Raw genomic sequence first — 26,238 nt, 5'->3', positions numbered from 1 at the left:
TTTATTTGTACTAAAAATTAAATAAAATCTCGTTTGTAGTATATTTGTCTATTCGAATACATTAAATGATGAAAAAACTATTTTTCTGCAGTTTCTTTTTACTTCTTGTTCAGTTTTGCTCAGCGCAAAGCAAGCTGTCTTGGCAGGGATATTTTTCATTTAATGAAGTAAAAGATGTTTCAGAATCGGCGACAGCCGTTTTTGCGGCTTCAGAAAATGCATTGTTTTCAAGAAATACAGCAACAAACGTTCTTAAATCGACCACTACCGTTGATGGATTATCAGGTCAGACAATTTCTGCGGTTTATTATAGTGAAGCATTCAAAAAAACAATCATCGGTTACGAAAATGGTTTGATGATTTTGATTAATGATACCGACGGAAGCATTTTAAAAGTGGTTGATATAATTAATAAGCAATTGCCAGCAAATACTAAAAAAATCAACCATTTTATGGAAAATAATGGGTTGGTATATGTTTCTTGCGATTTCGGAATTGTTCAGTTCAATCTTAAAACTTCGCAATTTGGCGATACTTATTTTATTGGTGATAATGGTGCCGAAATAAGTGTAAAACAAACTACGTTGTTTAACGGCTTTATTTTTGCCGCAACATCAAGCGGTATTAGAAAAGCAGATAGCGCTAGTGTAAATCTTATTGACTACAATCAATGGTCGGTTGTAAATGCGGGAGATTGGTCTAGTGTTGAGGCTTTAGATACAGAACTTATTGCGGTAAACACTTCTGGATACATTCATAGATTTAATTCAAATACTTTTGTAGGTTTCTCGCAATTGCCTCAAGCAACTGTCGATACAAGAGCCAAAAATCATAATTTGTTCGTTACAACTGCCAATACCGTTTATGTGTACAATAATCAAATGGTTTTGAATCGACAAATAACAAATTCGCAGGTTTTGGATAATACTTTGAATTTTAGCTGCGCAACTGCAGTTGGGAATCAGATTTTTATTGGAACAAAAGAAAAAGGACTGTTTTTTTCTGATTTGAATAATGCCGCCGCTTTTGAAAATAGTACACCTGCCGGTCCAGTACGAAATAACATTTTTGCTATCGATACTGGTTCAAATGTTTTGTGGACAGTTTATGGCGATTATGATGTTACCTATAATCCTTATCCGTTAGATAATTACGGAATTAGTCGTTACAATGCATCAGGTTGGCTGAATATCCCGTATTCTGAAGTTTATGATGCAAAATCAATTACAAGAGTTTTGGTTAATCCAAATAATGAGAAGCAGGTTTATGCAAGTTCTTTCTTTTCAGGATTATTAAAAGTCGAAAATGATGTGCCTACTTTTTTATACAATGAAAAAAACAGCGGTTTAGAGTCCATTTCAACTGAAGGGCCAAATTATATTGATGTTCGTATCAATGCTACGGCTTTTGATAAAACGGGAAATCTCTGGGTTACAAACAGCCGTATCAAAAACGGATTGAAAGTTTTAAAAACAAACGGACAATGGGGCAGTTATGCCATGACTTCTATTTTAGACGATGCAGAAGAAGAGAACTACTCAAGCATAGCCATAGATCGTAATAATGTAAAATGGATTGGAACTCTAAAAAGCGGAGTTGTTGGATTTAATGAGAGCACCAATACATTCAAAAAAATGACTTTTGGCGTAGATGCAGGTAATCTGCCCATTGCAGATGTTAGAACGATAGCTTTAGATACAAAAAATCAGCTTTGGATAGGCACAACAAAAGGTCTAAGGGTTTTATCGAATGTCTCGAGTTTTCAATCGGAAAGTCAGTTAAAAGCAAATCCAATTATTATAACCGAAGACGACTTGGCTCAAGAATTATTGTATGAGCAGTTTGTTACTTCTATAGCTGTAGATGGTGCAAATAATAAATGGATTGGAACAGCAGATTCTGGTGTTTTTATGGTTTCGCCAAACGGTCAAGAAACGAAATATCATTTTACAATAAATAATTCGCCATTGCCGAGTAATTATGTAAATGATATTAAAATAAATGCGAAAACAGGAGAAGTTTTTATCGCAACCAATAAAGGATTGGTTTCTTTTAATGGAATTGCAACAGAAGCTAACGACGATTTAAGCAATGTTTATGTTTATCCGAATCCTGTGCGTCCAACATACTCAGGAACCGTTAAAGTTGCCGGATTGATTGATAAGGCAAATGTCAAAATCACAGACATTGAAGGAAATTTAGTTTACGAAATAACTTCTTCTGGAGGAACAATAGAATGGGATACAACCGCTTTTGGTAAATATAAAGTGGCATCTGGCGTTTATATGGTTTTTATTTCAGCAGAAGATGGAGGAGAAACTAAAGTTAAAAAAGTGATGATAATTAGATAATACAGCAATTAGAAAATTAGAGAATTGCCAAAATCTAAAATCCACAATCTAAAATCTAAAATTAAAAGTGCTCGTCAAAACCAAAGCCATAGTAATCTCCTCTTTAAAATTTCAGGAAAAAAGCTTGATTGTAAAATGCTTTACACTTTCGAGCGGACTGAAATCTTACTTTGTGCGTGACGCTTTTTCTAGTAGAAAGGCAAGTCAGAAAATTGCTTACTTTCAGCCTTTTTCGATTTTAGAAATAGAAGCTGTTCATAAGAATAAAGGAACTTTAGAAAATTTTAAAGAAATAAAAACGGCCATTCCGTTTCAGACGATTCACACAGATATTGTGAAAAGTACAATGGTCATGTTTCTTTCAGAAATGCTGCATCATTCCATTCAAGAAGAAGAAAAAAACGAACAGCTTTTCTTGTTTTTAGAAACGGCGCTGACTTGGCTAGATCATCACGATGAAATTTCAAATTTTCACTTAATCTTGCTTTTAGAAATCACAAAATATCTGGGCTTTTATCCTGATACTTCCGATATAGATTTGCCTTTTTTTGAAATAAATGAAGGAATTTTTACGGTTTTCCATACTTCAACCGCACTTTCTGAGCATGAAACGACTTTATTAAAAAAACTATTGGAACTAAAATTTGATAACGATCAAAAAGTGTTTCATGTACTTGAAAGACAAATATTGTTAAAAGTTTTGATTAGCTATTATTCGTCTCATTTAGAGGGGTTTAAGAGTCCAAAATCGCTTGATATTTTGAAAGAAATTTTTTCATAACTGCATTTCTATTTTTATATATTTGCTCAGTATTTTTTTACTAAAGGATTTTGTCTTTTTGGTGAAAATGCAAATTTTTCAAAAATATCTAAACCAACTAATTTTTAAAAAATCTACCATGAAGAAAATTACATTTTCGATTATTTTACTTCTGTCGGTAGCGGTTTCATCAATTGCCCAAAGAAAATACGATGAAATAGTTACTACAGAAAATGCTGTTCAAGACTTGGTTCAAAATGAAATCACAGGAGTTGTTGTCTTTAAAGAAGGCGGATCTATTAAAGGACTTGATCCTGAAACTAAAAAAATTGTATGGACTTTAACTAAAGAAGATTTTGGAGGTAGATCAGTATTGGATATCGCAGGCGATACAGATCTTACAAAACTTTTCGCAGATAAAAGTACTTTAACTAATGTGCCAGGAAGCCCATATGTGGAAGCTTATCTTGAAAGTAAATACCTTATTATCAATACTGATACAGGTAAAGTAGTTTATAATTCTGCAAAAGAGTCTTTTTGGGTTACCCAATCAGATTTTATTCCTGAAACAAACGAGTATTTGCTTACTTTGAAAAAAGATGGCGATATGGCAATTGCTTTATTGGATATGACTACTGGTGAATTGAAATGGAATACAGCTGTTGATAAAGCAAAATCATTGTTTAGTTTTTCTTTCAAAGAATCAGCAAACACAAACATCGCTACAGTACACGGATCAGTAATTTACTATTTATTGTACGGAAAATTATATTCTTTTGACAGAGCTACAGGAAAGTTAAACTGGAAAGGAGAAGAAGATTATTCTAAATTCTTTTTAACTCAAAACGATAAAAATATTGTTGTAGTAAACAATGCTGGAACTTTCTCTTCAAAACAATATTTAAATGTATTGAATACAGAAACTGGAAAAAGTATCTGGAAAGAATCAATCAAAACTAAGAGAGTAGTTTACCTTGAAGATTGGGGAACAAAAATCTTAGTGGCTCACTACAGCGGATTTAATTTTTATGACTTAACTTCTGGAGAGAAAATCTGGAAAAAAGACGCTCGTGGAGATGGTTTGAAAAGAGTAATTCCAATCGACCAAGATTTCTTATATGTTGCTGAAAACGAAATGATGTTGATCAACAAAGATGGAGAAAAGCTTTGGAAAAAATTCATCGAAATTTCTGATGACAAAGAAGATCCAATCTACTACTTAGGAAAAGTGGGTGAAAAAGTAATGTACCTTACAGGAACTTACGGAAACATGGTAGATTATAAAACAGGAGTTAAGCTTTGGAAACGTAATATTAAGTTTGAAAAAGACCGTCCAGTTTTACCAACTTACGATGAAGCTACAAATTCTTACTTAGTGTATAATGATGAGAAATTATACAAATTTGATCCAAGCATTAGCGATAAGCCAGAGCCATTTGCTAAAGTAAATATCAAAAAAGAAAAAGAATTAAACAGTATCGAACAATTTCCTTGGGGAGTTGTGCTTTCAGGACCACTTGAAGTAATGGGAGTAAATATGGATGGTACAATTAAATATCACCATACTTATTCACAGCCAGGAGAAGGAACAAGACGTCTTTTAAAAAGTGCTGCAATTGCGGGAAGTATTGGTTTAGGAATTGGTTCAGGAGTAAGTTCAGTTAAAGGTGCTGATTTGACTATGACATATCGTGATGCTGATGGTAACATGAGAACCGTGGTTGCAAAAGGAGATCAGCATAATAAGGATCAGGCAAAAACTTATGCGGCTGGATCAGCGGCTTTAGATATAGTAGCTGCTAAATTTGACAAGCGTTACAACGCGATGAAACAAAACAGAGATTTCTCTTATATTTTTGCAAAAGCAGATTCTGGAGAAAAAATTCTTGTAAAAGTGAGTAAAGTTGACGGTGTTGAAGTTGATAAAATTATTTTCAACAACAACAAGCCAATTTATGAAGTGGATCCTGCGACTCAGAACATTTTTTATGTTTCTGATAAGTCAATCCAGATTTTCAACAAGAAAGAAAAATAAAAAAAAGACAAGGCCATCAGGATCTGATTCTGATGGCTTTTTTTTGGCTATGAAAAAAACACTACTCCTTATTGCTTTGCTTGTAATTGGTTCAATTCAAGCGCAAGAAAAAATAAGCTCTAAAAAAAAGAAATTTTATATTCCGGTAATTAAGTATTCAGAATTTCCTGCGCTTGATAATGTATTGACACAAACTGCTTTTTATCAGATAGACAGATCATTGCAAGAAGAAGAATCTAAACTGAAAAAGCATTTTTTTAATATCAACGGATTTATAAAAGATCCTGTAAATGGAAAGCTGAAAATCTATCTGACTTTTGCACTTCCTAGGTACACTGAAACACAAGTGGATAGTACCTTCAATAAAAAAGAAAACAGGTGGGTTTACAGTGCACATTCTAACTATGTCACAAGCGTAAAATTAGATGTTAGGCATGGGGATAAGCTGTTGCTGACCAAAGATTTTGGAGGATCAGAATCGTATTCAATAAGTGTTGGAAATAGTCTGGGATCTATGAAAATAGCAGCTTCAGAACACGATAAAAAAATCAGGGCAGCGGTTAGCGATTCAGATTATACAGATGATGGTTTTGAAAATGTTATTTATAAAGCTGCAGGCAGAGTTCAGGATTTCCTAAATTATAAATTTGGATATACAACTGATGAATCTAAAGAAAGATTTGAATTTGTAACTTCAAAAGGGCATTCAGAATATAAACAAATGCTGGCTTTCGAAACAGAGATTACAGCTCAAATGGAGAAAGTAACGCTTGAAAAAGGTCTAGATGAGAAATTGCTGGCGCCACATTTGCAATATCTAGAAAGTCTTTTGGTTAAATATCCGCCTTCACCTGTAAACGTAAACATTCGATTTATTGTTACAAATAACTTAGCAGAGACTTATTTTTTACTTGAAAACAAAGAGAAAGCATTGCTTTATGCTAATTTATTAATTGAAAACGATAAACTGGATTCGAGAGGATCTTCAATTATTGAAAGGGTAAATAACGCTAATTTCGCTGATAAGAAAATTAGAAGCCATACCAATCGTTTTGCTGAACTTCAAAAATTAGGGCTTAAAATAGCAGAAGAAAAAGAAGAGAAAAGGTTGGCGTTTTTCGAAAAAATACACCAGCAGGATGCCGAATGGGAAATCGAAAAATCTAATCGTGAAGCTTATTTGGAAAAGATTAAAATGCAAAGACATAATTTGCTTGATTCAATAGCGTATCAATTAAATGCAAATCTTTTGGCAAAAGTAATCGATAATCTTGGTGGAAGCCAGGCCTTGAAAAAAATAGAAAAAACACATTTGCTTTCTAAGATTTCGATAGAAGGAACAAATATTCCTCAAACAGAAGAAAAATGGGCAACTACGTCGCATTATCTTCTTAAGAAAAAAATGCCTGAAGCTTATTACGAAATAGTAAATGGACCAGAAGCATGGAGTCATGACGATCGTGAAACAGGTATAAATGCTAAATGGGCAAAGTTAACTGCATACGATTATAGCAATTTGTCTAAGAATGTTGATCCAGTAAACTTTTTGACAGACTTAAGACTTGATCTGTGGAATAATTTTGAGATTTTAGGAGAAGAAATGTACGAAGGCAAATTGTGCTATCATTTAAATTATTTTGAAAAAACATTGAGCTCTGGAAATAGAACAATTCCGAAAACAGATTATCACGTTTTTATCGACAAAGAAAACTTCAATATAGTATCTACCGAGAAAACGGAATTTGATAATGGTAATAAAAGTTTTTTCGAGAGAAAATTATTTGGTGATTACCGTCCTGTAGCAGGATTAAATTCTGGAAAAATCCCTCATAAGATTAATTATGAAATTGAAGATTTTAACGGTGAAACTTTGTATCAGGAAACTCGTGAAAAAGTGGAGATAAATCCAGTTTTTGGAAATAGAATTTTTATGAAAGAAGTCTATTTCGGAGGATTCAAATAAGATACAAGCTTGCAGAAAGCTATTTTTAGAATTGGTTATTTTTTGATTTTATTAGCTCAGAAAAATGAGAATAATGTCAGAAAGTAACCAATTCTTGTGTTTTTGTATCTATTCTCTCAACAAAACTTTGTGAAATTTAATGAAATTGGCGGTCAATAGTTCAAAATTTCTTACTTTCGCACCTCGTTTAAGAAAAGGATAAAATGAGTACAAAATTTACTGAATACAAAGGACTTGACTTGCCAACTGTAGCGTCTGAAGTTCTTGATTTTTGGAAGAAAGAAAATATATTTGAAAAGAGTGTAACAACTCGCGAAGGCGCTGAGCCTTTCGTATTTTTTGAAGGTCCGCCTTCAGCAAACGGATTACCTGGAATTCACCACGTAATGGCACGTGCGATTAAAGATATTTTTTGCAGATATAAAACTCAAAAAGGTTTTCAAGTAAAAAGAAAAGCTGGTTGGGATACTCACGGTTTGCCTGTAGAATTGGGAACCGAAAAAGAATTAGGAATTACAAAAGAAGATATTGGTAAAACGATTTCTATCGAAGAATATAACGAAGCGTGTAAAAAGACCGTTATGCGTTATACGGACGTATGGAATGATTTGACCGAAAAAATGGGGTATTGGGTAGATATGGAAGATCCGTATGTGACTTATAAACCAAAATACATGGAATCGGTTTGGTGGCTTTTGAAACAAATCTACGATAAAGGTTTATTGTACAAAGGATACACGATTCAGCCGTATTCTCCAAAAGCAGGAACTGGATTATCTTCTCACGAAGTAAACCAGCCCGGAGCTTACCGCGATGTTACAGATACTACGATTGTAGCGCAGTTCAAAACATTGCCAGAAACATTGCCTTCATTCTTGCACGGTTTTGGAGATATCCACATTTTAGCTTGGACGACAACTCCTTGGACGCTTCCATCAAACACTGCTTTGACAGTTGGTCCAAAAATCGATTATGTTTTAGTTAAAACTTTCAATCAATATACTTTTGAGCCAATCAATGTGGTTTTGGCTAAAAACTTAGTTGTAAAACAATTTGGAAAAGGCTATTTCTTAAGTGAAGACGACGCTGATTTTGACAATGTAAAAAGTGGCGATAAAAAACTGCCATATAAAATCTTAACCGAAGCAAAAGGAGCAGATTTAGTAGAAATCCGTTACGAGCAATTATTGCCTTATGTATTGCCATATGAAAACGCTGAAAACGCCTTTAGAGTAATTTCTGGAGATTTCGTAACAACTGAAGACGGAACGGGAATTGTACATACAGCTCCAACTTTTGGTGCAGATGATGCTAAAGTAGCAAAAGAAGCAAAACCAGAAGTGCCGCCAATGTTGGTTTTAGATGAAGATGGAAATGCGGTTCCTTTAGTTGATTTACAAGGAAAATTCACTTCACATGTTGGTGATTTAGCTGGTAAATATGTTAAAAACGAATATTACGATGCAGGGCAAGCTCCAGAGAAATCTGTGGATGTTGAAATCGCTATTCGTCTTAAAGAAGAAAACAAAGCTTTTAAAGTTGAAAAATACGTGCACAGTTACCCACACAGCTGGAGAACTGATGAACCGTTATTATACTATCCATTAGATTCGTGGTTTATTAAAGTAACCGACGTAAAAGATAGAATGTTCGACCTGAACGAAACTATCAATTGGAAACCCAAATCTACTGGTGAAGGACGTTTTGGAAATTGGCTTAAAAATGCCAACGACTGGAACTTATCTCGTTCTAGATATTGGGGAATTCCGTTACCAATCTGGAGAACAGAAGATAAAAAAGAAGAAATTATTATCGGTTCTGTTGAAGAATTGTACCATGCAATCGAAAAATCGATCGAAGCAGGTTTCCAAAAAGAAAATCCGTTTAAAGGATTTGAAATCGGAAATATGGACGAATCAAATTATGATTTAATCGATTTGCATAAAAATGTCGTAGATCAAATAACATTAGTTTCTGCTTCTGGCCAGCCAATGAAGCGTGAAAGCGATTTGATCGACGTTTGGTTTGATTCTGGAGCAATGCCTTATGCACAATGGCATTATCCTTTTGAAAACAAAGAAAAAATTGATGAAAACAAAGATTTTCCAGCAAACTTTATTGCAGAAGGAGTAGACCAGACACGCGGATGGTTTTATACACTTCACGCAATCGGAACTCTAGTTTTTGATAAAATTGCATACAAAAACGTAGTTTCAAACGGTCTTGTTTTAGATAAGAATGGAATTAAAATGTCTAAGAGTAAAGGAAATACGATAGACCCATTTAAAACCATTGCAGAAAACGGTCCAGATGCTACGCGTTGGTATATGATTATGAATGCAAATCCGTGGGATAACTTGAAGTTTGACCTTGAGGGAATTGCTGAGGTTAAGCGTAAGTTCTTTGGAACATTATACAATACCTATTCTTTCTTCTCGTTGTATGCTAACATCGACGGATTTAAATACGAAGAAGCTGAAATTCCGTTAAACGAAAGACCAGAAATTGATCAGTGGATTATTTCGGAATTACATTCATTAATAAAATTTGTTGACGAATGTTATGAAGATTATGAGCCAACGAAAGCTACAAGAGCTATTTCAGATTTCGTTCAGGAAAACTTAAGTAACTGGTATGTTCGTTTATGCCGTCGTCGTTTCTGGAAAGGAGAATATGCAAAAGATAAAATTGCGGCTTACCAAACACTTTATACTTGTTTGCTTACTATCAGCAAACTAAGTGCTCCAGTGGCTCCATTTTTTATGGATAAATTGTACCGCGATTTAACAACTTCTACGGGAACCGAGGATTTTGCTAGTGTTCACTTGGCAGAATTCCCAAAATTTGTCGAAAACTTTGTTAATAAAACGTTGGAAAGCAAAATGCAGAAGGCGCAGACGATCTCTTCTTTGGTATTATCACTTCGTAAAAAAGAGATGATCAAAGTACGTCAACCTCTGCAAAAGGTAATGATTCCAGTACTTGACGACAATCAGCGTGCTGAAATTGAAGCTATTTCTGACTTAGTAAAAGCTGAGGTAAACGTTAAAGAAATTGAACTTTTAGACGATGCTTCTGGTATTTTGGTAAAACAGATTAAGCCTAATTTTAAGGCTCTTGGACCACGTTTTGGTAAAGATATGGGGTTGATTTCTAAGGAGATACAAGGTTTTTCTCCAGATCAGATCAATCAGTTGGACAAGCAAGGAACGCTAGATATTGTTATTGCAGGAAATAGTGTAACTTTATCATTAGAAGATGTGGAAATTACATCACAAGATATCGAAGGATGGCTGGTTGCTAATTCAAACGGAATAACAGTTGCGCTTGACATTACAATCTCCGAAGAATTGAAAAACGAAGGTATCGCGAGAGAATTAGTAAATAGAATACAAAACATTCGTAAAGATTCAGGATTTGAGGTTACGGATAAGATTAAAGTTCAAATAAAACGAAACGGCATTTTAGAAGAAGCGGTTTCAAAAAATGAAGACTATATTAAGTCTGAGACATTAACAGATGATTTGGTTTTTGCTGACGCATTAGAAAACGGCACAGAAATTGAGTTTGATGACATTAGAACCATTATATTAATTTCAAAATAGTAGAAAATGATAGATGAAATTACAAGATACTCTGATGCTGATTTGGCAGAGTTCAAAGAAATAATCCAAGCAAAAATTAAGAAAGCACAAGAAGATCTTGATTTGATCAAAAGTGCGTATATGAACGATTTGAATAACGGAACTGACGATACTTCTCCAACTTTTAAAGCTTTTGAAGAAGGAAGTGAGACCATGTCAAAAGAAGCAAACTCTCAGTTGGCTATCAGACAAGAGAAATTCATTCGTGACTTAAAAAACGCTTTATTCCGTGTAGAAAACAAAACATACGGTATCTGCAAAGTAACAGGTAAATTAATTAGCAAGGAAAGGCTTAAAATCGTTCCTCATGCAACAATGAGTATCGAGGCTAAAAACCTGCAAAGATAATCGCGTAGAAATACGTAAGAAAAAAGCGCTCCTTTAAGGGGCGCTTTTTTTGTTTAATGTTTAGCTGTGAGCGAGTTTGTTGCCAAATTTAAGCTTTGAAAGAAATTATTTATAATTAATCAAAATAGAATTGAATATCTGCTATCAGTTTTTGTAAGAACAAAACTTGATGTGAGTTCTCCTCATTTTGTGTTTTCTAAATAAAAAAAAACCGCCTTAGAATTAAGACGGTTTGTAATAAATTGAAAGCAAGAAATTAAGCTAGGTTTTTTTCAACTTCAGCTTTGTGTTTTCTTAAAATAGCTCTAGTCATTCCTAAATTAGCTTTTGAAGCATCAGCAGCTAGATAGATCATGAATTTTTTGTTTGGAGAAATGTCGATAATGTGGATTTGATTAGAAAGTGTGATCAAAATATCTTCGATGTCCTGATTTAATCCTAAAGCTTTTACAGCGCTCAATTTGGCTTTTACTACTTCTAAGTTGTAAGCTGCGGCAAGTTCTGGGTCGAAACCTGGGTCAATAGTTAAATTTCCGAAACTTAATCCAGATTCAATTTCTGTTACTGCTACAGCGATAAAGCCGTTTACGTTAGTTTTCATTTCGTTTAAAAACACGTTTAAAAAGTCATTGCTCATAGTTCATTTGGGTTATTTGTTAATAGAATTTTATGTTATTTCAATAAAGAATTTTTACTTAATTCGGCAGAAACTTCTTCTGTAGAACGCATCAATAATGCTAGATTGCTTCCTTCTTTAGAAAAAGCAACAATAAAGTTGGAGCCGCTTATTTTGTTTCCAACAATAACGCCTTCTGCACTTTTTAAATACAATTGTTTTAAAGAGCCTTTTTCTAAATCAATTAAGAATTTTTCGCTCATAGATAAAATTGCTGCGCTCATTGCGGCAATACTGTCTCCGTAATCAAGATTCAGTGAAGTAATTAATTTGCCTTTACCATTTAAAATTAAAGCTGCAGTAGATTTTGTGCTGACAAGAAAGTCATTTAGAGTAGTTGTAATTTCATTCATGATTTGTAGGATTTTGGGAGGAATGTTAAATTCAGTTCGTTTTGGTGTTGTTTTTAGAAAATAATTAAACTTGTGCTAAACAAGTGTTAATTTTTATTAACAAATATAAATTAAATTATGTATCATTGTAGTACCAAATCAGTAATAATTTAAATTATTTACTACAAAAAACTTACATTATGGCTAAAGTATTGAAATTCAAAGAAGTAAACTCTGATGTGGAGCGCAGAATGAAAGAATTTGAAAAACTGCGTGTTAAGTTTAAAGCTGATGTAAAAAAAGGAGAAGCTAAGAAATTGGCGGCCGGAAAAGAAAGTAAAGGTATCTTTAAGTCAATCTCTGAATTCTTTTCCGACAGTCCGAAAACACCAGCAAAAGCTGCTGTTAAAAAGTAAACTTTACCGGGTTTAGATTAGCAGATAAACTTGTTTAGTTTGTTACAAAAGAATTAACGCTCCTTTGGGAGCGTTTTTTTTGATTTAATTGTTATTTTTGCCCATCAAAAAATCATAAAATGTCATTACGAAAAGCGTATTTCCTTATATTCTTAGTTTTAATTGTTGATCAGCTTTCTAAAATCTATGTCAAAACAAATTTCGTTCTTGGTGAAGAAGTGGTAATTGCAGATTGGTTTAGAATTCATTTTATTGAAAATGAAGGAATGGCTTGGGGAACAAAAATACCAGGCGAATACGGAAAATTAATTTTGACGGTGTTCAGAATCTTTGCTGTTGTCGGAATTGGCTGGTGGCTTTCTGATTCGGTAAAAAAACGTCATTCTACTTATTTAATAGCGGCTATTGCATTAATCTTTGCAGGAGCGGCAGGAAATATTATAGATTCTGTTTTCTACGGGGTTATTTTTGATGACAGTACGCATAACTTGGCGACTATTTTCTCGCCAGCTCCATACGGAACTTGGTTTCATGGTCTGGTTGTAGATATGTTTTATTTTCCGATTTGGGAAGGCGAGCTTCCAACTTGGCTTCCGATTTTTGGAGGAAAACATTTTGCTTTCTTTAATGCTATTTTTAATGTAGCCGATGTTGCTATTTCTACAGGTGTGGGTATACTTTTGGTTTTCAATAAAAGAGCTTTCCCAAAACACTAAATATTTAAAATTCCAAATAGATAAAAATTCCAAATTCCAATATCTATAATGCTCCTCGCTGTAGATGTTGGAATTTGGAATTTTTAATTATTGGGATTTAATTTTTTATTATCTTATTTTTACGATATAAAAAATCAAAATTATGCAAAGTCCGTCTTTTTCTATTTATGATGCTTCTGCGGGATCAGGAAAGACGTATACTTTGGTAAAAGAATATTTAAAAATTATTCTTTCTTCTCCAAAAAACGATGCATATCGAAATATTTTAGCGATTACGTTTACCAATAAAGCGGTTCATGAAATGAAAAGCCGTATTGTTGGAAATTTGTCTGAATTTGCAAAAGACGATCCGTCTTCAAAAGCAGTCGATTTAATGGAAGATTTGTCCCGAGAAACAGGACTTTCCATTATTAAAATTAAGACGAAATCGCAACAGATCATAAAGCACTTAATTCATAATTATGCTGCTTTTGATATTTCTACCATTGATAAATTTACTCATAAAGTTATTCGAGCTTTTGCGCACGATTTAAATCTGCCAATGACTTTTGAGGTTACTTTGGATACTGAAAATTTATTGGTCGAAGCTGTTGATGCGATTATTGCACAAGCTGGTGAAGATGAAACACTGACAAAACTGCTCATCGATTTTACGATGGAGAAAACCGATGATGATAAAAGTTGGGATGTTTCGAGAGAAATTCTAGATACTGGTAGATTGGTTTTGAATGAAAATAACCGAAATGAAATTCTCCATTTTCAAAACAAAACAATTGAAGAGTTTGTAGAGATCAAAAAGAAAATGCAGGCGCTTTGCAAAGAGCTGGAAGAAACTAATGAAAGTCTTGCGGTCAAAGCAATTGAATTGATTGATAAAAATGGAATTGACCCAAAATCATTTTCTAGAGGAACTTTTCCAAATCATTTGCAAAGTATTCGAGAAGGTAAATTCAATCCGAAAAATAAAACCTTTCATGAATTTGATGATATTGCGATTAATAAAACGGCAAAAGATCGTGCTTTAATCGAAAATATTATTCCGGACTTACTTCAGATATTAAAGGAGGTTTATCAAAATTTTGAAAAAAGGGATTTTTATAAAGCCTTTTTAAAAAATATTACCCCACTTTCTTTGCTGAATACTGTGAGTAATGAGCTTGCAAAAATTCAGTCGGAACAAAATGTTTTGTCAATTTCAGAATTCAATGCCATAATTCACCGCGAAATTCAGAATCAACCAGCGCCTTTTATTTATGAGCGTTTAGGCGAGCGTTATCGAAATTTCTTTATTGACGAATTTCAAGATACATCAGAAATGCAATGGCAGAATCTGATTCCGCTGATTGACAACTCGCTTTCTGGTTTAGATGATTTGGGAAATAAAGGAACTCTGATGATTGTTGGAGATCCGAAACAATCTATTTATCGCTGGCGCGGAGGAAAAGCAGAACAATTTATTGAATTAAGTAAAGAAGAAGTGACTTTTTTTCATCATGAAAAAAAAGTGAAGCATTTAGATACAAACTATAGAAGTTATAGCGAGGTTATTGAATTTAATAATGCTTTTTTTAAACTCATTTCTGCCGAATTTACAAATGAAGATTATAAGAATCTATATGAAAATCATAGTTTTCAAAATACGAATTCCAAAAAAGGCGGTTATGTAAATATTTCTTTTCTTCCAATAGCTGATAAAAATGAATCTGCAGATGAAGAAGAAGTTGTAGAGAAATCTGATTTGTATGTTTTAGCGACTTTAAATACAATTCAAGAAGTAGTAAGGCAAGGTTTCGAATATAAAGATATTGTAATCCTAACCAGAAAAAGAGATCAAGGAATTGCGGTGGCAAATTATTTGACAGAGCAAGGCATTCCGTTGCTGTCTTCAGAAACTCTGATGATTCAAAATGCATCAGAAGTCCGTTTGGTTATTCATCTTTTAAGATATTTAAACAATAACGCTGATTTAGAATCAAAAGCTAATTTTTTGCATTTCTTGGCTTCAAGCAGAGATTTGACAATGCCTATCCACGATTTTATCGCAATGGGAATGAGCTATAAATTTGAAAAAGAATTTGAAGAATGGCTTGTGACTTTTGATGTTTCTTTTTCTTTTGAAGATGTAAGGAAGAAATCTTTGTATGAAGCTGTGGAAATTATCATTTCTAAATTTATTCTTTCTTCCGAAGGAAATGCTTATGTGCAGTTTTTTCTGGATATTGTTTTAGAAAGAGATATTAGGAATCAATCGGGAGTTTCAGACTTTTTAATTTTCTGGGATAAGAATTCGGAGAAATTTAGTATTCCGTCGCCAGAAGGAAATAATGCCGTTCGAATTATGACAATCCATAAATCTAAAGGATTAGAATTTCCAGTCGTAATTATGCCTTTTGCAGATGAAGATTATAATCGAAAACCAAAAGATAAATTGTGGTTGGATACCGAGGAAATAGATTTGGGGGTTCCAAAAGCTTTGGTTGATAATAGCAGTGCGGTTGAAAGTTTTGGTGAAAGCGCATCAGCAGTTTTTAATTTAAAAAAACAAGAAGAGCTTTTAGATAACATAAATGTGCTTTATGTTGCTTTGACTCGCGCAGAAGAGCAATTGTATGTGATTTCGCAATCATTAAAAGCAAAAAATGATGGTGAATGTCCGAATAATATGGCTTCTTTTTTTATTAAATTCTTAATTAACCAAGGAGTTTATGATGAAGAAAAATTGAATTACGAATTTGGAAATAAAACCAAACTGTCAAAAACGACTAAAACAGTTGATTCAGTTAAATCAATTCCGATTGTCAGGGAGGTTTTAAATCCGAAAAATATTAAAATAGCCCAGCGAGAAGCTTTGATGTGGGGAACGCATCAGCAAGAAGCTATTTCGTATGGAAATATTGTTCATGAGATTTTGGCTTTCGTTAAAGATAAATCAGATGTTGATTTGGCAGTAACAAAGTCAATTGAGAATGGTTTGATAACTTACGATCAGCTCGACAAAGTGCTTAAAACTTTGAATGAAATTGTAAATCATCCAGAACTGAATGTTTGTTTTAATGGAAAACATACAGTTTTAAATGAGCAAACTATCGTTCAAAAAGAAGGAAGAATTTTAAAGCCAGATAGAGTTGTGTTTTTAGAAAATAAAGAAGCTTATCTGTTGGATTATAAAACTGGAGCTGTAAATGCTAAGTACCAGCAACAAATTCAGGAATATCAAGATGCAATACAAGATTTGGGATACACGGTTTTGAAAAAAGCTCTTGTTTACATCGGAACTGAAATTGAAGTGGTAAATTTGTGAAAAAATTAATCAGATGTTAAAGAAAAAGCGAAGCTATAATATGGTTAAGTTGTTAATTTTTAACGTTTTAAATAAATAAAAAATGTACGGTAAAATAAAAGAGCATCTGCAAAATGAGCTGCAGACAATCGAAGAAAATGGAATTTTTAAAAAGGAGCGTATTATTACTTCTCCACAAGGTGCGGAAATTACAATTTCAACAGGAGAAACAGTATTGAATTTTTGTGCTAATAACTATTTAGGGCTTTCGTCGCATCCAGAAGTTGTACAAGCAGCAAAAGATGCTATGGATACTCATGGTTTCGGAATGTCGTCTGTTCGCTTTATATGTGGAACACAGGATATTCATAAAACATTGGAGAAAAAAATTGCAGATTTTTATGGTACAGAAGATACTATTTTATACGCTGCTGCTTTTGATGCCAATGGAGGAGTTTTTGAACCTTTATTAGGAGAGAATGATGCAATTATTTCAGATAGTTTAAATCATGCTTCTATTATAGATGGTGTTCGTTTGTGTAAAGCAGCACGTTACCGTTATGAAAATAACAATATGGAAGATTTGGAACAGCAATTAATAAAAGCAAATGAAGCAGGAGCTCGTTTTAAATTAATTGTTACTGATGGAGTTTTTTCTATGGATGGCTTAGTAGCACCTTTAGATAAAATCTGTGATCTTGCTGATAAATATGATGCCATGGTAATGGTAGACGAGTGTCATGCAGCTGGTTTTATCGGAGCTACAGGAAAAGGAACTCTAGAAGCAAAAAGAGTGATGGGAAGAGTAGATATTATAACAGGTACTCTTGGTAAAGCTTTAGGAGGAGCAATGGGAGGGTATACTACTGCTAAAAAAGAAATAATTGAGTTGTTACGTCAAAGATCTAGACCGTATTTGTTTTCAAATTCTTTGGCGCCAGCAATTGTTGGGGCTTCAATTAAGGTGTTTGAATTATTGGAAAAAGATACTACACTTCGAGATAAATTAGAATGGAATACCAATTACTTTAAAGAAGGTATGAAAAAAGCAGGTTTTGATATCATCGATGGTGATTCTGCAATTGTTCCAGTTATGTTGTATGATGCAAAATTGTCTCAGACAATGGCAAATGAACTTTTGAAACAAGGAATTTATGTAATTGGCTTTTTCTTTCCAGTAGTTCCAAAAGATAAAGCCAGAATACGTGTTCAGCTGTCTGCAGCGCATGAAAAAGAGCACTTGGATAAAGCTATAAATGCCTTCACAGTTGTCGGTAAAATGTTAAAAGTTATATAATTACCACTTTGGTCAAATTTTTGTAGGTTTTTTTTAACATTTCATTTTGTATTTAAAAAATTTGGTGTTACTTTTGCTTGTAATTAACTAAATTGTAATTAAAAAAATTAAGTATGAAACATCTTAACAAACTTTTAGTTGCTGTATTGATGGCGATGGGTTTAAATGCTCACGCGCAAGACAGTAACAATCCATGGGCTATCTCTTTTGGAGTTAATGCCGTGGATACTAGAACAAGTTCGGGTTCAGGAAGTGGATTTTTCGATCAGCACTTCTCTCAGCCATTCGCAGTAAAAGATAACTGGAATATCCTTCCTTCTCTATCTTACATTGGAGTAAACAGATACGTAGGTAGCGGTTTCTCTGTAGGTTTACAAGGATCTGTAAACAAAATTGATAAATTGGTTACTTTTGCTCCAGGATCTGCTGGTCAAGATGCGAGAGGTAACGTAGTTACTAATCCTGGTGATTTAATGTACTACGGAATTGATGCTACTATCAAATACAGCTTCCAAGAATTAATCAAATCTAAAGTGATTGATCCTTCGTTATCTGTTGGTGGTGGTTATACTTTCTTCGGAGATAACAGTTTTGGTACTGTTAACCCAGGTGCAGGTGTTACTTTCTGGTTTACAGATGCTATTGGTCTTGAGTTAGCTACAAGATACAAATGGGCTGTTGCTGCTAATGAGGATAAACCTCTTGACAGATCTGTGTTCCAACACACTGCTGGTTTAGTTTTCAAATTCGGAGGTAAAGATACTGACGGAGACGGAATCTATGACAAAGATGATGCTTGTCCAGATGTTGCTGGTTTAAAACAATTCAACGGATGTCCTGATACTGACGGTGACGGAATCGTTGATGCTTCTGACGCTTGTCCAGATGTATTTGGTTTGGCTGCATTAAACGGATGTCCTGATACTGACGGAGACGGAATTGCTGATAAAGATGACGCTTGTCCAGATGTTGCTGGTTTAGCTGCTTTAAAAGGTTGTCCTGATACTGACGGTGACGGAATCGCTGATAAAGATGACAAATGTCCTACAGTTGCTGGTCCTAAAGAAAATGGTGGATGTCCATTCTTAGACGCTGACAAAGATGGTGTTGCTGACAAAGATGACGACTGTCCTACAGTTGCTGGTCCTGCTAGTAACAGAGGATGTCCAGAAGTAACTTCTGAGGCATTAGAAGATCTTAAAGTTCAAGCTAGAGCGGTATACTTCAACTCAGGAAAAGCTACTTTCAAAACTGGAGACAAAGAAACTCAAGCTAGATTAGATGCTATTAAAGAAATCCTTAAAAACTATCCAAACGCGAAATTCTCTATCGAAGGACACACAGATAGTACAGGTTCTGCTAAAATCAACCAAAAACTTTCTGAGGACAGAGCTAAAGCTGTTCTTGATGCATTAGTTCAAAGAGGTGTAAACCCAGAGAACTTAGAGTCTAAAGGATTTGGTGCTTCTCAACCAGTTGCTAGTAATAAAACTGCTGCAGGTAAAGCTCAAAACAGAAGAACTGAAATTAGACACATTGGTTCTAAATACCAAGGTAAACTATAATTAGTTTTCTAAATAAATATGAAAAGCCATTCTTAATTGAATGGCTTTTTTTATTTTTATCCTATGGTAAATACTTCTTTTCTTCAAAAAATTGCCTCCGTTGTAATTCAGGATTATGCAGATAAACTTTCTGAAATAACTATAATACTTCCGAATAAAAGGGCAAAAGTTTTTTTGATTGAAGCTCTGAAAAAAGAGACTTCAAAAACTATTATTGCACCTGAAATTACTAGTATAGAAGATTTTGTTCAAAATGTAGCCTCAATACGAGCAGTTGATTCTATTGAGCTTTTGTTTGAGTTTTACGAAGTTTATTTGTCTGTTACTGAAAAGAAACACCAACAGTCTTTTGAGTTATTTGCAAATTGGGCAAAAACTCTATTGCAAGACTTCAATGAAATTGACAGGTATCTTTTAGATCCTTCACATGTTTTGTCTTATTTAAAAGATATTGAAGACATAAAAAAATGGGGGCTTGAAGTCGATCAAAAAACAAAACTTCTAGAAAATTATATTGACTTCTGGAAATTACTTCCATTGTACTACGAATCATTATATAACCATTTGCTGTTTAAATCAATCGGATATCAGGGGTTGATTTATCGAGAAGCTGTAAATAATCTTAATCATTTTTCGAATACTATTGGAAACCGCACTTTTATTTTTGCCGGATTTAATGCTTTAAATGCTGCTGAGGAAAAAATAGTGCAACATTTGCTTGCTTTGGATCAAGCTAGGATTTATTGGGATGCTGATCAAGCTTTTCTTAACGATCCATATCACGATGCGGGGCTTTTTTTGAGACGTTTTAAAGAAAGCTGGAAACACTATAAGTCTAATATCTTTGAGTGGATTGTAGATGATTTTTCTCAGTCAAAAAATATTCAAATTATTGGAACTCCAAAAACGATTGGGCAAGCAAAATTGGCGGGTAGCATTATTGAGAATTTAATAGATCAAAATCCAGACGCTTCGTTAGATAAAGTTGCAGTTGTTCTTGGTGAAGAGAATCTGTTGGTTCCTGTTTTGTATTCGTTGCCATCTTCTGTTGGAGCTTTAAATATTACAATGGGATATTCTGGAAAGAATAATCCGTCGCAGATTTTTGTTGCTAAATTATTTAAAATGCATACCAATGCACTTTCTCGAAAAGGTGGCAGTTATGTATTCTATTACAAAGATGTGTTGGATGTTTTGACACATCCTTTGGTTGAGCCCTATGCAAATGCACAGAGATTGGTAAGAATAATAAAAGAGAATAATTATACTTTTATTACTCAATATAAAATTTGGGAACTTCATCCTGAGCCGTCAAGCTTTTTTAATTTATTATTTGAAAAATGGGAAAGTGGTTCTATTGCGGTTTTAAAAAATATTTCTGCTTTATTAATTGCAATTAAAGAGCATTTTAGCAACGATAACGAAGAAGAAAAGATTGCTAAAGCTTTTGTTTATGGCGTCTTTAAAGTGATAAATAAGCTTATAAATTATTATTCGAAACACCACCATATTGATAATATCGATACCCTTCATTCGATTTATAAGCAAATTATAGATTTGGCAGAAGTATCTTTTGAAGGTGAACCATTGCGTGGACTGCAGATTATGGGAGTTCTTGAAAGTCGTGTTTTGGACTTTGAAACTGTGATTATAACGTCTATGAATGAAGGAAAATTTCCGGCCGGAAAATCACAGAATTCATTTATTCCTTATGATGTGAAAAAAGAACTTGGGCTTCCAACTTTCAAGGAAAAAGATGCTATTTATACTTATCATTTTTATCATTTATTGCAAAGAGCAAAAAATATTTATCTGATTTACAATACTGAAAATGACGGATTGGATGCTGGAGAAAGAAGCCGTTTTATCACGCAGCTTGAGGTCGAAAAACAGCGAAATCATAATCTTACTTTTGATATTTATAATCCCGTTTTACCAACAACGGCATACGAACCTATTTCTGTTCCTAAATCTGAGATGGTTATGGAGCGTTTGAAAGAAATTGCTACTAATGGTTTTTCGCCATCGGCATTGACTAGCTACATTCGAAACCCGATTGAGTTTTATTTTCAAAAGATATTGAGAATTCGTGAAGTTGAAGAAGTTGAAGAAAATATCGCTTTGAATACTCTTGGAACGATTATTCACGAAACGTTGAAAGCGCTTTATGAGCCTTTTATTGGAAAATTTATTTCTGAAAGCGATCTTCTAAATTGTTTTAAATTATTGGACGATGAAGTTCTCAAACAGTTTAAGTTGGTTTATAAAGAAGGTGAAATCAAAAAAGGGAGAAATCTTTTGGCTTTTGAAGTAGCAAAACGAAATGTTTCCAATTTCCTAAGAATGGAATTAGAATCGGTAAAAAATAATGAAGCGATTCAAATTATTGCGTTAGAGCAGACTTTTGAACGAGAATTTGTTCATCCAAAACTGCCGTTTCCAGTTTTAATAAAAGGAAATGTAGATAGAATAGAACGTAGAGACGGAAAAATTAGAATTATCGATTATAAGACGGGAAAGGTTGAGAAATCGAATGTGATATTGAAAACTTGGAACGGATTAACCCAGGAGCTTAAAAACGATAAAATCATTCAGGTTTTGGCGTATGCTTTTATGTTTGAAAAAGAAGCTGGAAACCTTCCGATAGAAGTTGGTATTATTTCATTTAAAAATTTAAAATCTGGATTCTTGCCTTTTGGTTTTAAGGAAGAGAAAGATTTGAATGTTGTAGTAACGCCTGAAATTTTGAATTCTTATCTAGAAGAAATTGCCAATTTGCTCAGTGAGATTTTTGATATTAATATTCCTTTTGAAGAGAAAATATAAGTTTCTATTGTCTAATTTAAAATATAAATGGTTTAAGTATATTGCTTATCTGCATCAAAACCAGTTTGTTTCAAATTGTTTTTTGGTTTTGAAAACAATTTTATAACGTGTCGATAAACAAAAGTGTGTCCTGTTTGCTAAAACGATTTTGTAAAATTTCTTCTAAATTTAAAAAATGCAAGTTAATCTTTAAAGATTATGATAGCCTTTTGGCAAATAGAAGCTTTTTAGCAATTTAAATTTATGTTATCTGGATGTACTATTTTAATGTTTTCCTCTCAAAATAATTGATGCTTAATTCCGGTTAATTAAAGCAAATTCTCAAGAAAAAGGAATCATTATTACTGATCACAATTATAGAAGTGTAGTAGGAATTACAACAGATTTAAGAATGTTAAGCGGAGGTAAGTTGCAGATAATCAGTAAAAAACCGAACTCATTCAAGAAGGTTATCTGACAAGTTCGGCAAATTTTTAGATGCTTTTAGCTAAATATTTTTTTAAAGAAACCTTTTTTAGATTTTTCTCCAGAAGCAGTAGTGTTAATGTGTCCGTTCTCAATACGAAATCTTCTAAACTTTTCCAGTTTTACATTTAGGTCAAAGCGTAATTCGTCAACTGTTTTCATTTAATAAAATTTTTTGCAAAGCTATATAAAAACTTTTGTCAAACACAACATTCTGCAAATGTTAATTTTAGAAATGAGTTTTGTTAAGCGAAATGTTATGTTTTTGATATTATTTGCTTTTTATGTTAATTTTTTTTGCAGATTTTTTGCAAAAAAATAGGATTAATTAAGTGATAAACAAAAGTGACTCAGTACGTTATATTACATCTTTTTTTAACAAGTGTTTATCGCGCAATTGTTAATATTAAAATATCTTTGGCGCTCCAAAAACATGACAAATAAAAGAAAATGATTGATTTACAAACACTAGTAGAAGAGACTGGCGCAGAGTCTGGACTCAGTTTTAATATTGATGGGATCTTAAACGAGTCTGTTAATTTAGAATACGACGGAAATGTTGCAGCAATGATCGGAATGATCTTAAAGATGTGCCTTGAAATGTCTGAAGACGTTAACAATGGAGATCTTAAACAAGTAATGATCAAAAATAACGACGGAATTGTTGTAGCAAGCAAAAATCAAGATGATAATTGTATCGCGTTGCTTTCTAAAGATTTAAGTAAAATGGGTCTATTACTAAGAAAAATGGATTCTATTTTTAACAACTAATTTAAAACCAAATATTTTAATAACATGTCAGATTTTTTACAAAATTTTCAAAACGATTTAAAAGAAAATGTTAACGGATTTATTGCTGTTTCAGTTACAGAAGTGGAAACAGGAATGTCTTATTGCTCATTAACAGTAAAGCCTGATTTTGATCCAGAATTGGCTTCGGCTTATAATTTAGAAGTTGTAAAAGCTAAATTAAACGCACTTAGAGCTTTAGGGTTAAATCAGAAAATTAATGACATTTTAATTACACTGACAGATCAGATTCATATTATTGATGTTTCTGAAGATGGAAGATATTTTATCTACCTAGCAGTAGATTCTACTAAAGCAAATCTTGGCTTAACAAGAGCGACTCTATCGAAATACAAAAAAGATATTACATCAAAGTTATAATGATATTTTGCCCCCAAGAATGAGAAAAAGGCTGTTTCAACCCTAAGGTAGAAATGGCCTTTTTCGATTTTAATAGTTTTAGTTTTTACTGGAAGAACTCTTGTAAAACGGTTTTGAGTTCTTCTTTATTTTCAATTTGACTCATATGTCCGTCTTCAAAAGAAACCAATTCTGTAGTGGTATCTTCAATTTGAGAAACACTTTCTTCGTAATTTAAAACAGGATCTTTTTTTCCTAATATCAATAAAGCTGGAAATCTATTTTCTTTCAAAAGCCATTCTCTATCTTTTCTGATTTTCATTCCTTCCAAAGAAGCAACGATTCCCTGCAAAGGTGTTTTTAAGGCTTCCGTTTTTACTTTCTCAATTTCTTCTGCTAATCGGGTTCGGTTATTTTCGCTAAATAAATTTGCAATTGCCAAACTTACAAAGCTTACATAGTTTTGTTTTACAGCTTTGATGGCGCGAGTTCTGTTTAACTTTTTTTCTTCGTTATCTTCTTTTGAAGTAGAATTTTGTAGAACTAATTTTTGAATTTTCTGCGGATATAATTCGGCGAAAGCCAAACCAACATAACCGCCCATAGAATGCCCGTGAATTATTGTTTTTTCGATTTCTAAATTTTCCAAAACTTCATTGACTGCGTTTGCATTATCTTCCATCGAATGAACATAGCCTAAACAATCTGTTTCGCCATGACCTAACAAATCGATAGTTACAACGCGGTACTTCTCTGAAAAAAGCGAGACATATTCTGCCCACATTTTTTTGTTTTCTAAGAAACCATGAAGAAAAACAATCGCATTGCCTTCTCCTGAATCAGTAAAAGAGATTTTAGTGTTTTTATATAAGATAGTTTTCAAAATAATAGTTTTGATTTAAAACACAAAGTTAGTAATTGATCAAACCATATAAGTCATGTAAGTTCATTTCAGTCAAAAAAAAATGAATCGAGTTAATTTTAAATATTTAATATGAGATATAAGGTTTAAAAAGAAACGGCTCTCATTTCTGAAAGCCGTTCTATAAATTAAAAACGATTGTCTCCATCTAGAAGATTACCTAACCCACCAAGGAGACTTCCTTCATCACGACTGTTTCCACCAGATCGTGGTGCCGATGCGATAATGCGATCAGCCAATCTTGAGAATGGTAATGACTGAATATATACAGTTCCCGGACCTTTTAAAGTGGCATAGAATAAGCCTTCGCCACCAAAAATTGAATTCTTGATACCGCCAATAAATTCAATATCGTAATCTACATCTTTGGTAAAACCGATAATACAGCCCGTGTCTACTTTTAGAACCTCGCCAGGAGCTAATTGTTTTTTAGCCATTGTTCCTCCAGAATGAACGAATGCCATACCGTCTCCTTCAATTTTTTGCATAATAAAACCTTCTCCGCCAAATAAGCCTCGGCCTAGCTTCTGAGAAAATTCTATTCCGACAGAAACGCCCTTTGCAGCGCATAAGAAAGAACTTTTTTGACAGATAAATTTTCCTTGAAATTCTGTTAAATCAATCGGAAGGATTTTTCCAGGATATGGTGATGCAAATGAAACTTTGCTTTTAGTATTGCCCTGATTTAAAAAAGCGGTCATGAATAAACTTTCTCCAGTAAGAACTCTCTTTCCTGCATTTAAAAGTTTGCCGAACAAACCGGATCCCTGTTGCTGAGAACCATCGCCAAATATGGTTTCCATTTGGATATTATTTTCCATCATCATAAAACTGCCAGCTTCGGCAATTACAATTTCTTGCGGGTCCAATTCTATCTCGACATACTGCATTTCTTCTCCAAAAATCTGATAATCTATTTCGTGTGATTGCATAATTTCTAAGTTATTTGTTTTTAAAATTAGTCGAAAACCACTCTAGAATGTTACAGATTTTAGTGTTCTAAACATCTTTTTCAAAACAAAACATGATTTTATTATTTTAAATTAGTCTTAATTATGTTTTTATTTGCTTTAAATTATATATTTTTGCATCGTTAATAATTTTTTTAGAATGGCATTAGTTAGTGATTCGACCAACCAAGTATTATTTGAAACCGAAAAAGGATACAGTTATCAATGTGATTTGACCAATACTATCGTTATCAATTTTGTTGATACAGTGTCAAGTTATAAAATTCATGATTTTTTGATTTTTCAAAGAAAGGTTAATAATGTCGACATTTTGAATATGCTTTATGACTTGTCTGATAAATCAGATGCGCAGTTGATTGAGACTACTAAAAGGAATTTTTCCAGAAATCTTACCATCTGCGAAATAGTGCAGCTTAGAGAATTATTGAACGGAACTAAATTTACGCTCAACCTTCATTCTATGCTTTGTAATGTTTTAAAAGCGGAGCTTATTTAGATTCTTACTTAGATTAAATCCAAATT

20 protein-coding genes are annotated in these 26,238 nt (G+C 33.2%); 15 read left to right on the top strand and 5 right to left on the bottom strand.

The window, feature by feature from the left end; genetic code table 11:
- Window positions 1-65: 65 nt before the first annotated feature.
- From porZ to AC3E9W_RS00980, 6 genes are all read left to right on the top strand, one after another.
- Window positions 66-2,351, top strand: a complete 2,286-nt coding sequence (gene porZ / locus AC3E9W_RS01005; protein WP_488766324.1) for a type IX secretion system anionic LPS delivery protein PorZ — start codon at window positions 66-68, stop codon at window positions 2,349-2,351.
- A 67-nt stretch (window positions 2,352-2,418) separates the two neighbouring features.
- Window positions 2,419-3,132: a DNA repair protein RecO gene (recO, locus tag AC3E9W_RS01000; protein WP_488766322.1), complete on the top strand. Its 714-nt coding sequence runs from the start codon at window positions 2,419-2,421 to the stop codon at window positions 3,130-3,132.
- Window positions 3,133-3,250: 118 nt separating this feature from the next.
- The gene (locus AC3E9W_RS00995) at window positions 3,251-5,146 is read left to right on the top strand and encodes an outer membrane protein assembly factor BamB family protein (protein WP_488766320.1); all 1,896 of its coding nucleotides are present in this window, start codon (window positions 3,251-3,253) and stop codon (window positions 5,144-5,146) included.
- 49 nt (window positions 5,147-5,195) lie between these two features.
- Window positions 5,196-7,109 (top strand): hypothetical protein, encoded by a 1,914-nt coding sequence (locus tag AC3E9W_RS00990; protein WP_488766319.1) that lies wholly within the window; start codon window positions 5,196-5,198, stop codon window positions 7,107-7,109.
- A gap of 203 nt (window positions 7,110-7,312) precedes the next feature.
- On the top strand, window positions 7,313-10,714 hold the full coding sequence (gene ileS / locus AC3E9W_RS00985) for an isoleucine--tRNA ligase (RefSeq protein WP_488766317.1): 3,402 nt from the start codon (window positions 7,313-7,315) through the stop codon (window positions 10,712-10,714).
- A 6-nt stretch (window positions 10,715-10,720) separates the two neighbouring features.
- On the top strand, window positions 10,721-11,101 hold the full coding sequence (locus tag AC3E9W_RS00980) for a TraR/DksA family transcriptional regulator (RefSeq protein WP_012022792.1): 381 nt from the start codon (window positions 10,721-10,723) through the stop codon (window positions 11,099-11,101).
- Window positions 11,102-11,357: 256 nt separating this feature from the next.
- On the opposite strand, the gene AC3E9W_RS00975 is transcribed toward AC3E9W_RS00980, so the two are convergent.
- Complete coding sequence (locus AC3E9W_RS00975; RefSeq protein ID WP_306153496.1) at window positions 11,358-11,738, bottom strand: hypothetical protein; 381 nt, start codon at window positions 11,736-11,738, stop codon at window positions 11,358-11,360.
- A gap of 35 nt (window positions 11,739-11,773) precedes the next feature.
- The gene (locus AC3E9W_RS00970; RefSeq protein ID WP_091494460.1) at window positions 11,774-12,130 is read right to left on the bottom strand and encodes a roadblock/LC7 domain-containing protein; all 357 of its coding nucleotides are present in this window, start codon (window positions 12,128-12,130) and stop codon (window positions 11,774-11,776) included.
- A gap of 179 nt (window positions 12,131-12,309) precedes the next feature.
- On the opposite strand from AC3E9W_RS00970, the gene AC3E9W_RS00965 reads away from it, so the two are divergent.
- The 6 genes from AC3E9W_RS00965 (at window position 12,310) to AC3E9W_RS00940 (ending at window position 22,209) form a co-directional block, all read left to right on the top strand.
- Window positions 12,310-12,525, top strand: a complete 216-nt coding sequence (locus AC3E9W_RS00965) for a hypothetical protein (RefSeq protein ID WP_095928396.1) — start codon at window positions 12,310-12,312, stop codon at window positions 12,523-12,525.
- 119 nt (window positions 12,526-12,644) lie between these two features.
- Window positions 12,645-13,241 (top strand): lipoprotein signal peptidase, encoded by a 597-nt coding sequence (locus AC3E9W_RS00960; RefSeq protein ID WP_306153492.1) that lies wholly within the window; start codon window positions 12,645-12,647, stop codon window positions 13,239-13,241.
- A 142-nt stretch (window positions 13,242-13,383) separates the two neighbouring features.
- Window positions 13,384-16,542, top strand: a complete 3,159-nt coding sequence (locus AC3E9W_RS00955; RefSeq protein WP_488766315.1) for a UvrD-helicase domain-containing protein — start codon at window positions 13,384-13,386, stop codon at window positions 16,540-16,542.
- A gap of 82 nt (window positions 16,543-16,624) precedes the next feature.
- Entirely contained in the window at window positions 16,625-17,818 is a 1,194-nt protein-coding gene (gene kbl / locus AC3E9W_RS00950) for a glycine C-acetyltransferase (protein WP_488766313.1), read from the top strand.
- Window positions 17,819-17,931: 113 nt separating this feature from the next.
- Window positions 17,932-19,383 (top strand): OmpA family protein, encoded by a 1,452-nt coding sequence (locus AC3E9W_RS00945; RefSeq protein WP_306153485.1) that lies wholly within the window; start codon window positions 17,932-17,934, stop codon window positions 19,381-19,383.
- A 63-nt stretch (window positions 19,384-19,446) separates the two neighbouring features.
- A complete protein-coding gene (locus AC3E9W_RS00940) occupies window positions 19,447-22,209 on the top strand; it encodes a PD-(D/E)XK nuclease family protein (protein ID WP_488766311.1) in 2,763 nt (920 codons plus the stop codon).
- 483 nt (window positions 22,210-22,692) lie between these two features.
- Here AC3E9W_RS00940 and AC3E9W_RS00935 read toward each other — a convergent pair whose 3' ends face one another.
- A complete protein-coding gene (locus AC3E9W_RS00935) occupies window positions 22,693-22,836 on the bottom strand; it encodes a hypothetical protein (RefSeq protein WP_306153476.1) in 144 nt (47 codons plus the stop codon).
- 288 nt (window positions 22,837-23,124) lie between these two features.
- Here AC3E9W_RS00935 and AC3E9W_RS00930 point away from each other — a divergent pair, with 288 nt between their 5' ends.
- Window positions 23,125-23,445, top strand: coding sequence for a roadblock/LC7 domain-containing protein (locus AC3E9W_RS00930; protein WP_095928511.1), 321 nt, complete (start codon window positions 23,125-23,127; stop codon window positions 23,443-23,445).
- 24 nt (window positions 23,446-23,469) lie between these two features.
- Window positions 23,470-23,844, top strand: a complete 375-nt coding sequence (locus tag AC3E9W_RS00925) for a hypothetical protein (RefSeq protein ID WP_294788253.1) — start codon at window positions 23,470-23,472, stop codon at window positions 23,842-23,844.
- Between the two features lie 85 nt (window positions 23,845-23,929).
- Here AC3E9W_RS00925 and AC3E9W_RS00920 read toward each other — a convergent pair whose 3' ends face one another.
- Together AC3E9W_RS00920 and AC3E9W_RS00915 are read right to left on the bottom strand one after the other, a co-directional pair.
- Window positions 23,930-24,706 (bottom strand): alpha/beta fold hydrolase, encoded by a 777-nt coding sequence (locus tag AC3E9W_RS00920; RefSeq protein ID WP_488766310.1) that lies wholly within the window; start codon window positions 24,704-24,706, stop codon window positions 23,930-23,932.
- A 167-nt stretch (window positions 24,707-24,873) separates the two neighbouring features.
- Window positions 24,874-25,677, bottom strand: coding sequence for a TIGR00266 family protein (locus AC3E9W_RS00915; RefSeq protein WP_456894705.1), 804 nt, complete (start codon window positions 25,675-25,677; stop codon window positions 24,874-24,876).
- 178 nt (window positions 25,678-25,855) lie between these two features.
- Here AC3E9W_RS00915 and AC3E9W_RS00910 point away from each other — a divergent pair, with 178 nt between their 5' ends.
- Window positions 25,856-26,212 (top strand): hypothetical protein, encoded by a 357-nt coding sequence (locus AC3E9W_RS00910; RefSeq protein ID WP_306153469.1) that lies wholly within the window; start codon window positions 25,856-25,858, stop codon window positions 26,210-26,212.
- The last annotated feature ends 26 nt before the right edge of the window (window positions 26,213-26,238 follow it).

Source organism: Flavobacterium sp. 38 (assembly GCF_057799715.1).
This window is presented reverse-complemented; position numbering and strand designations above follow the sequence as displayed.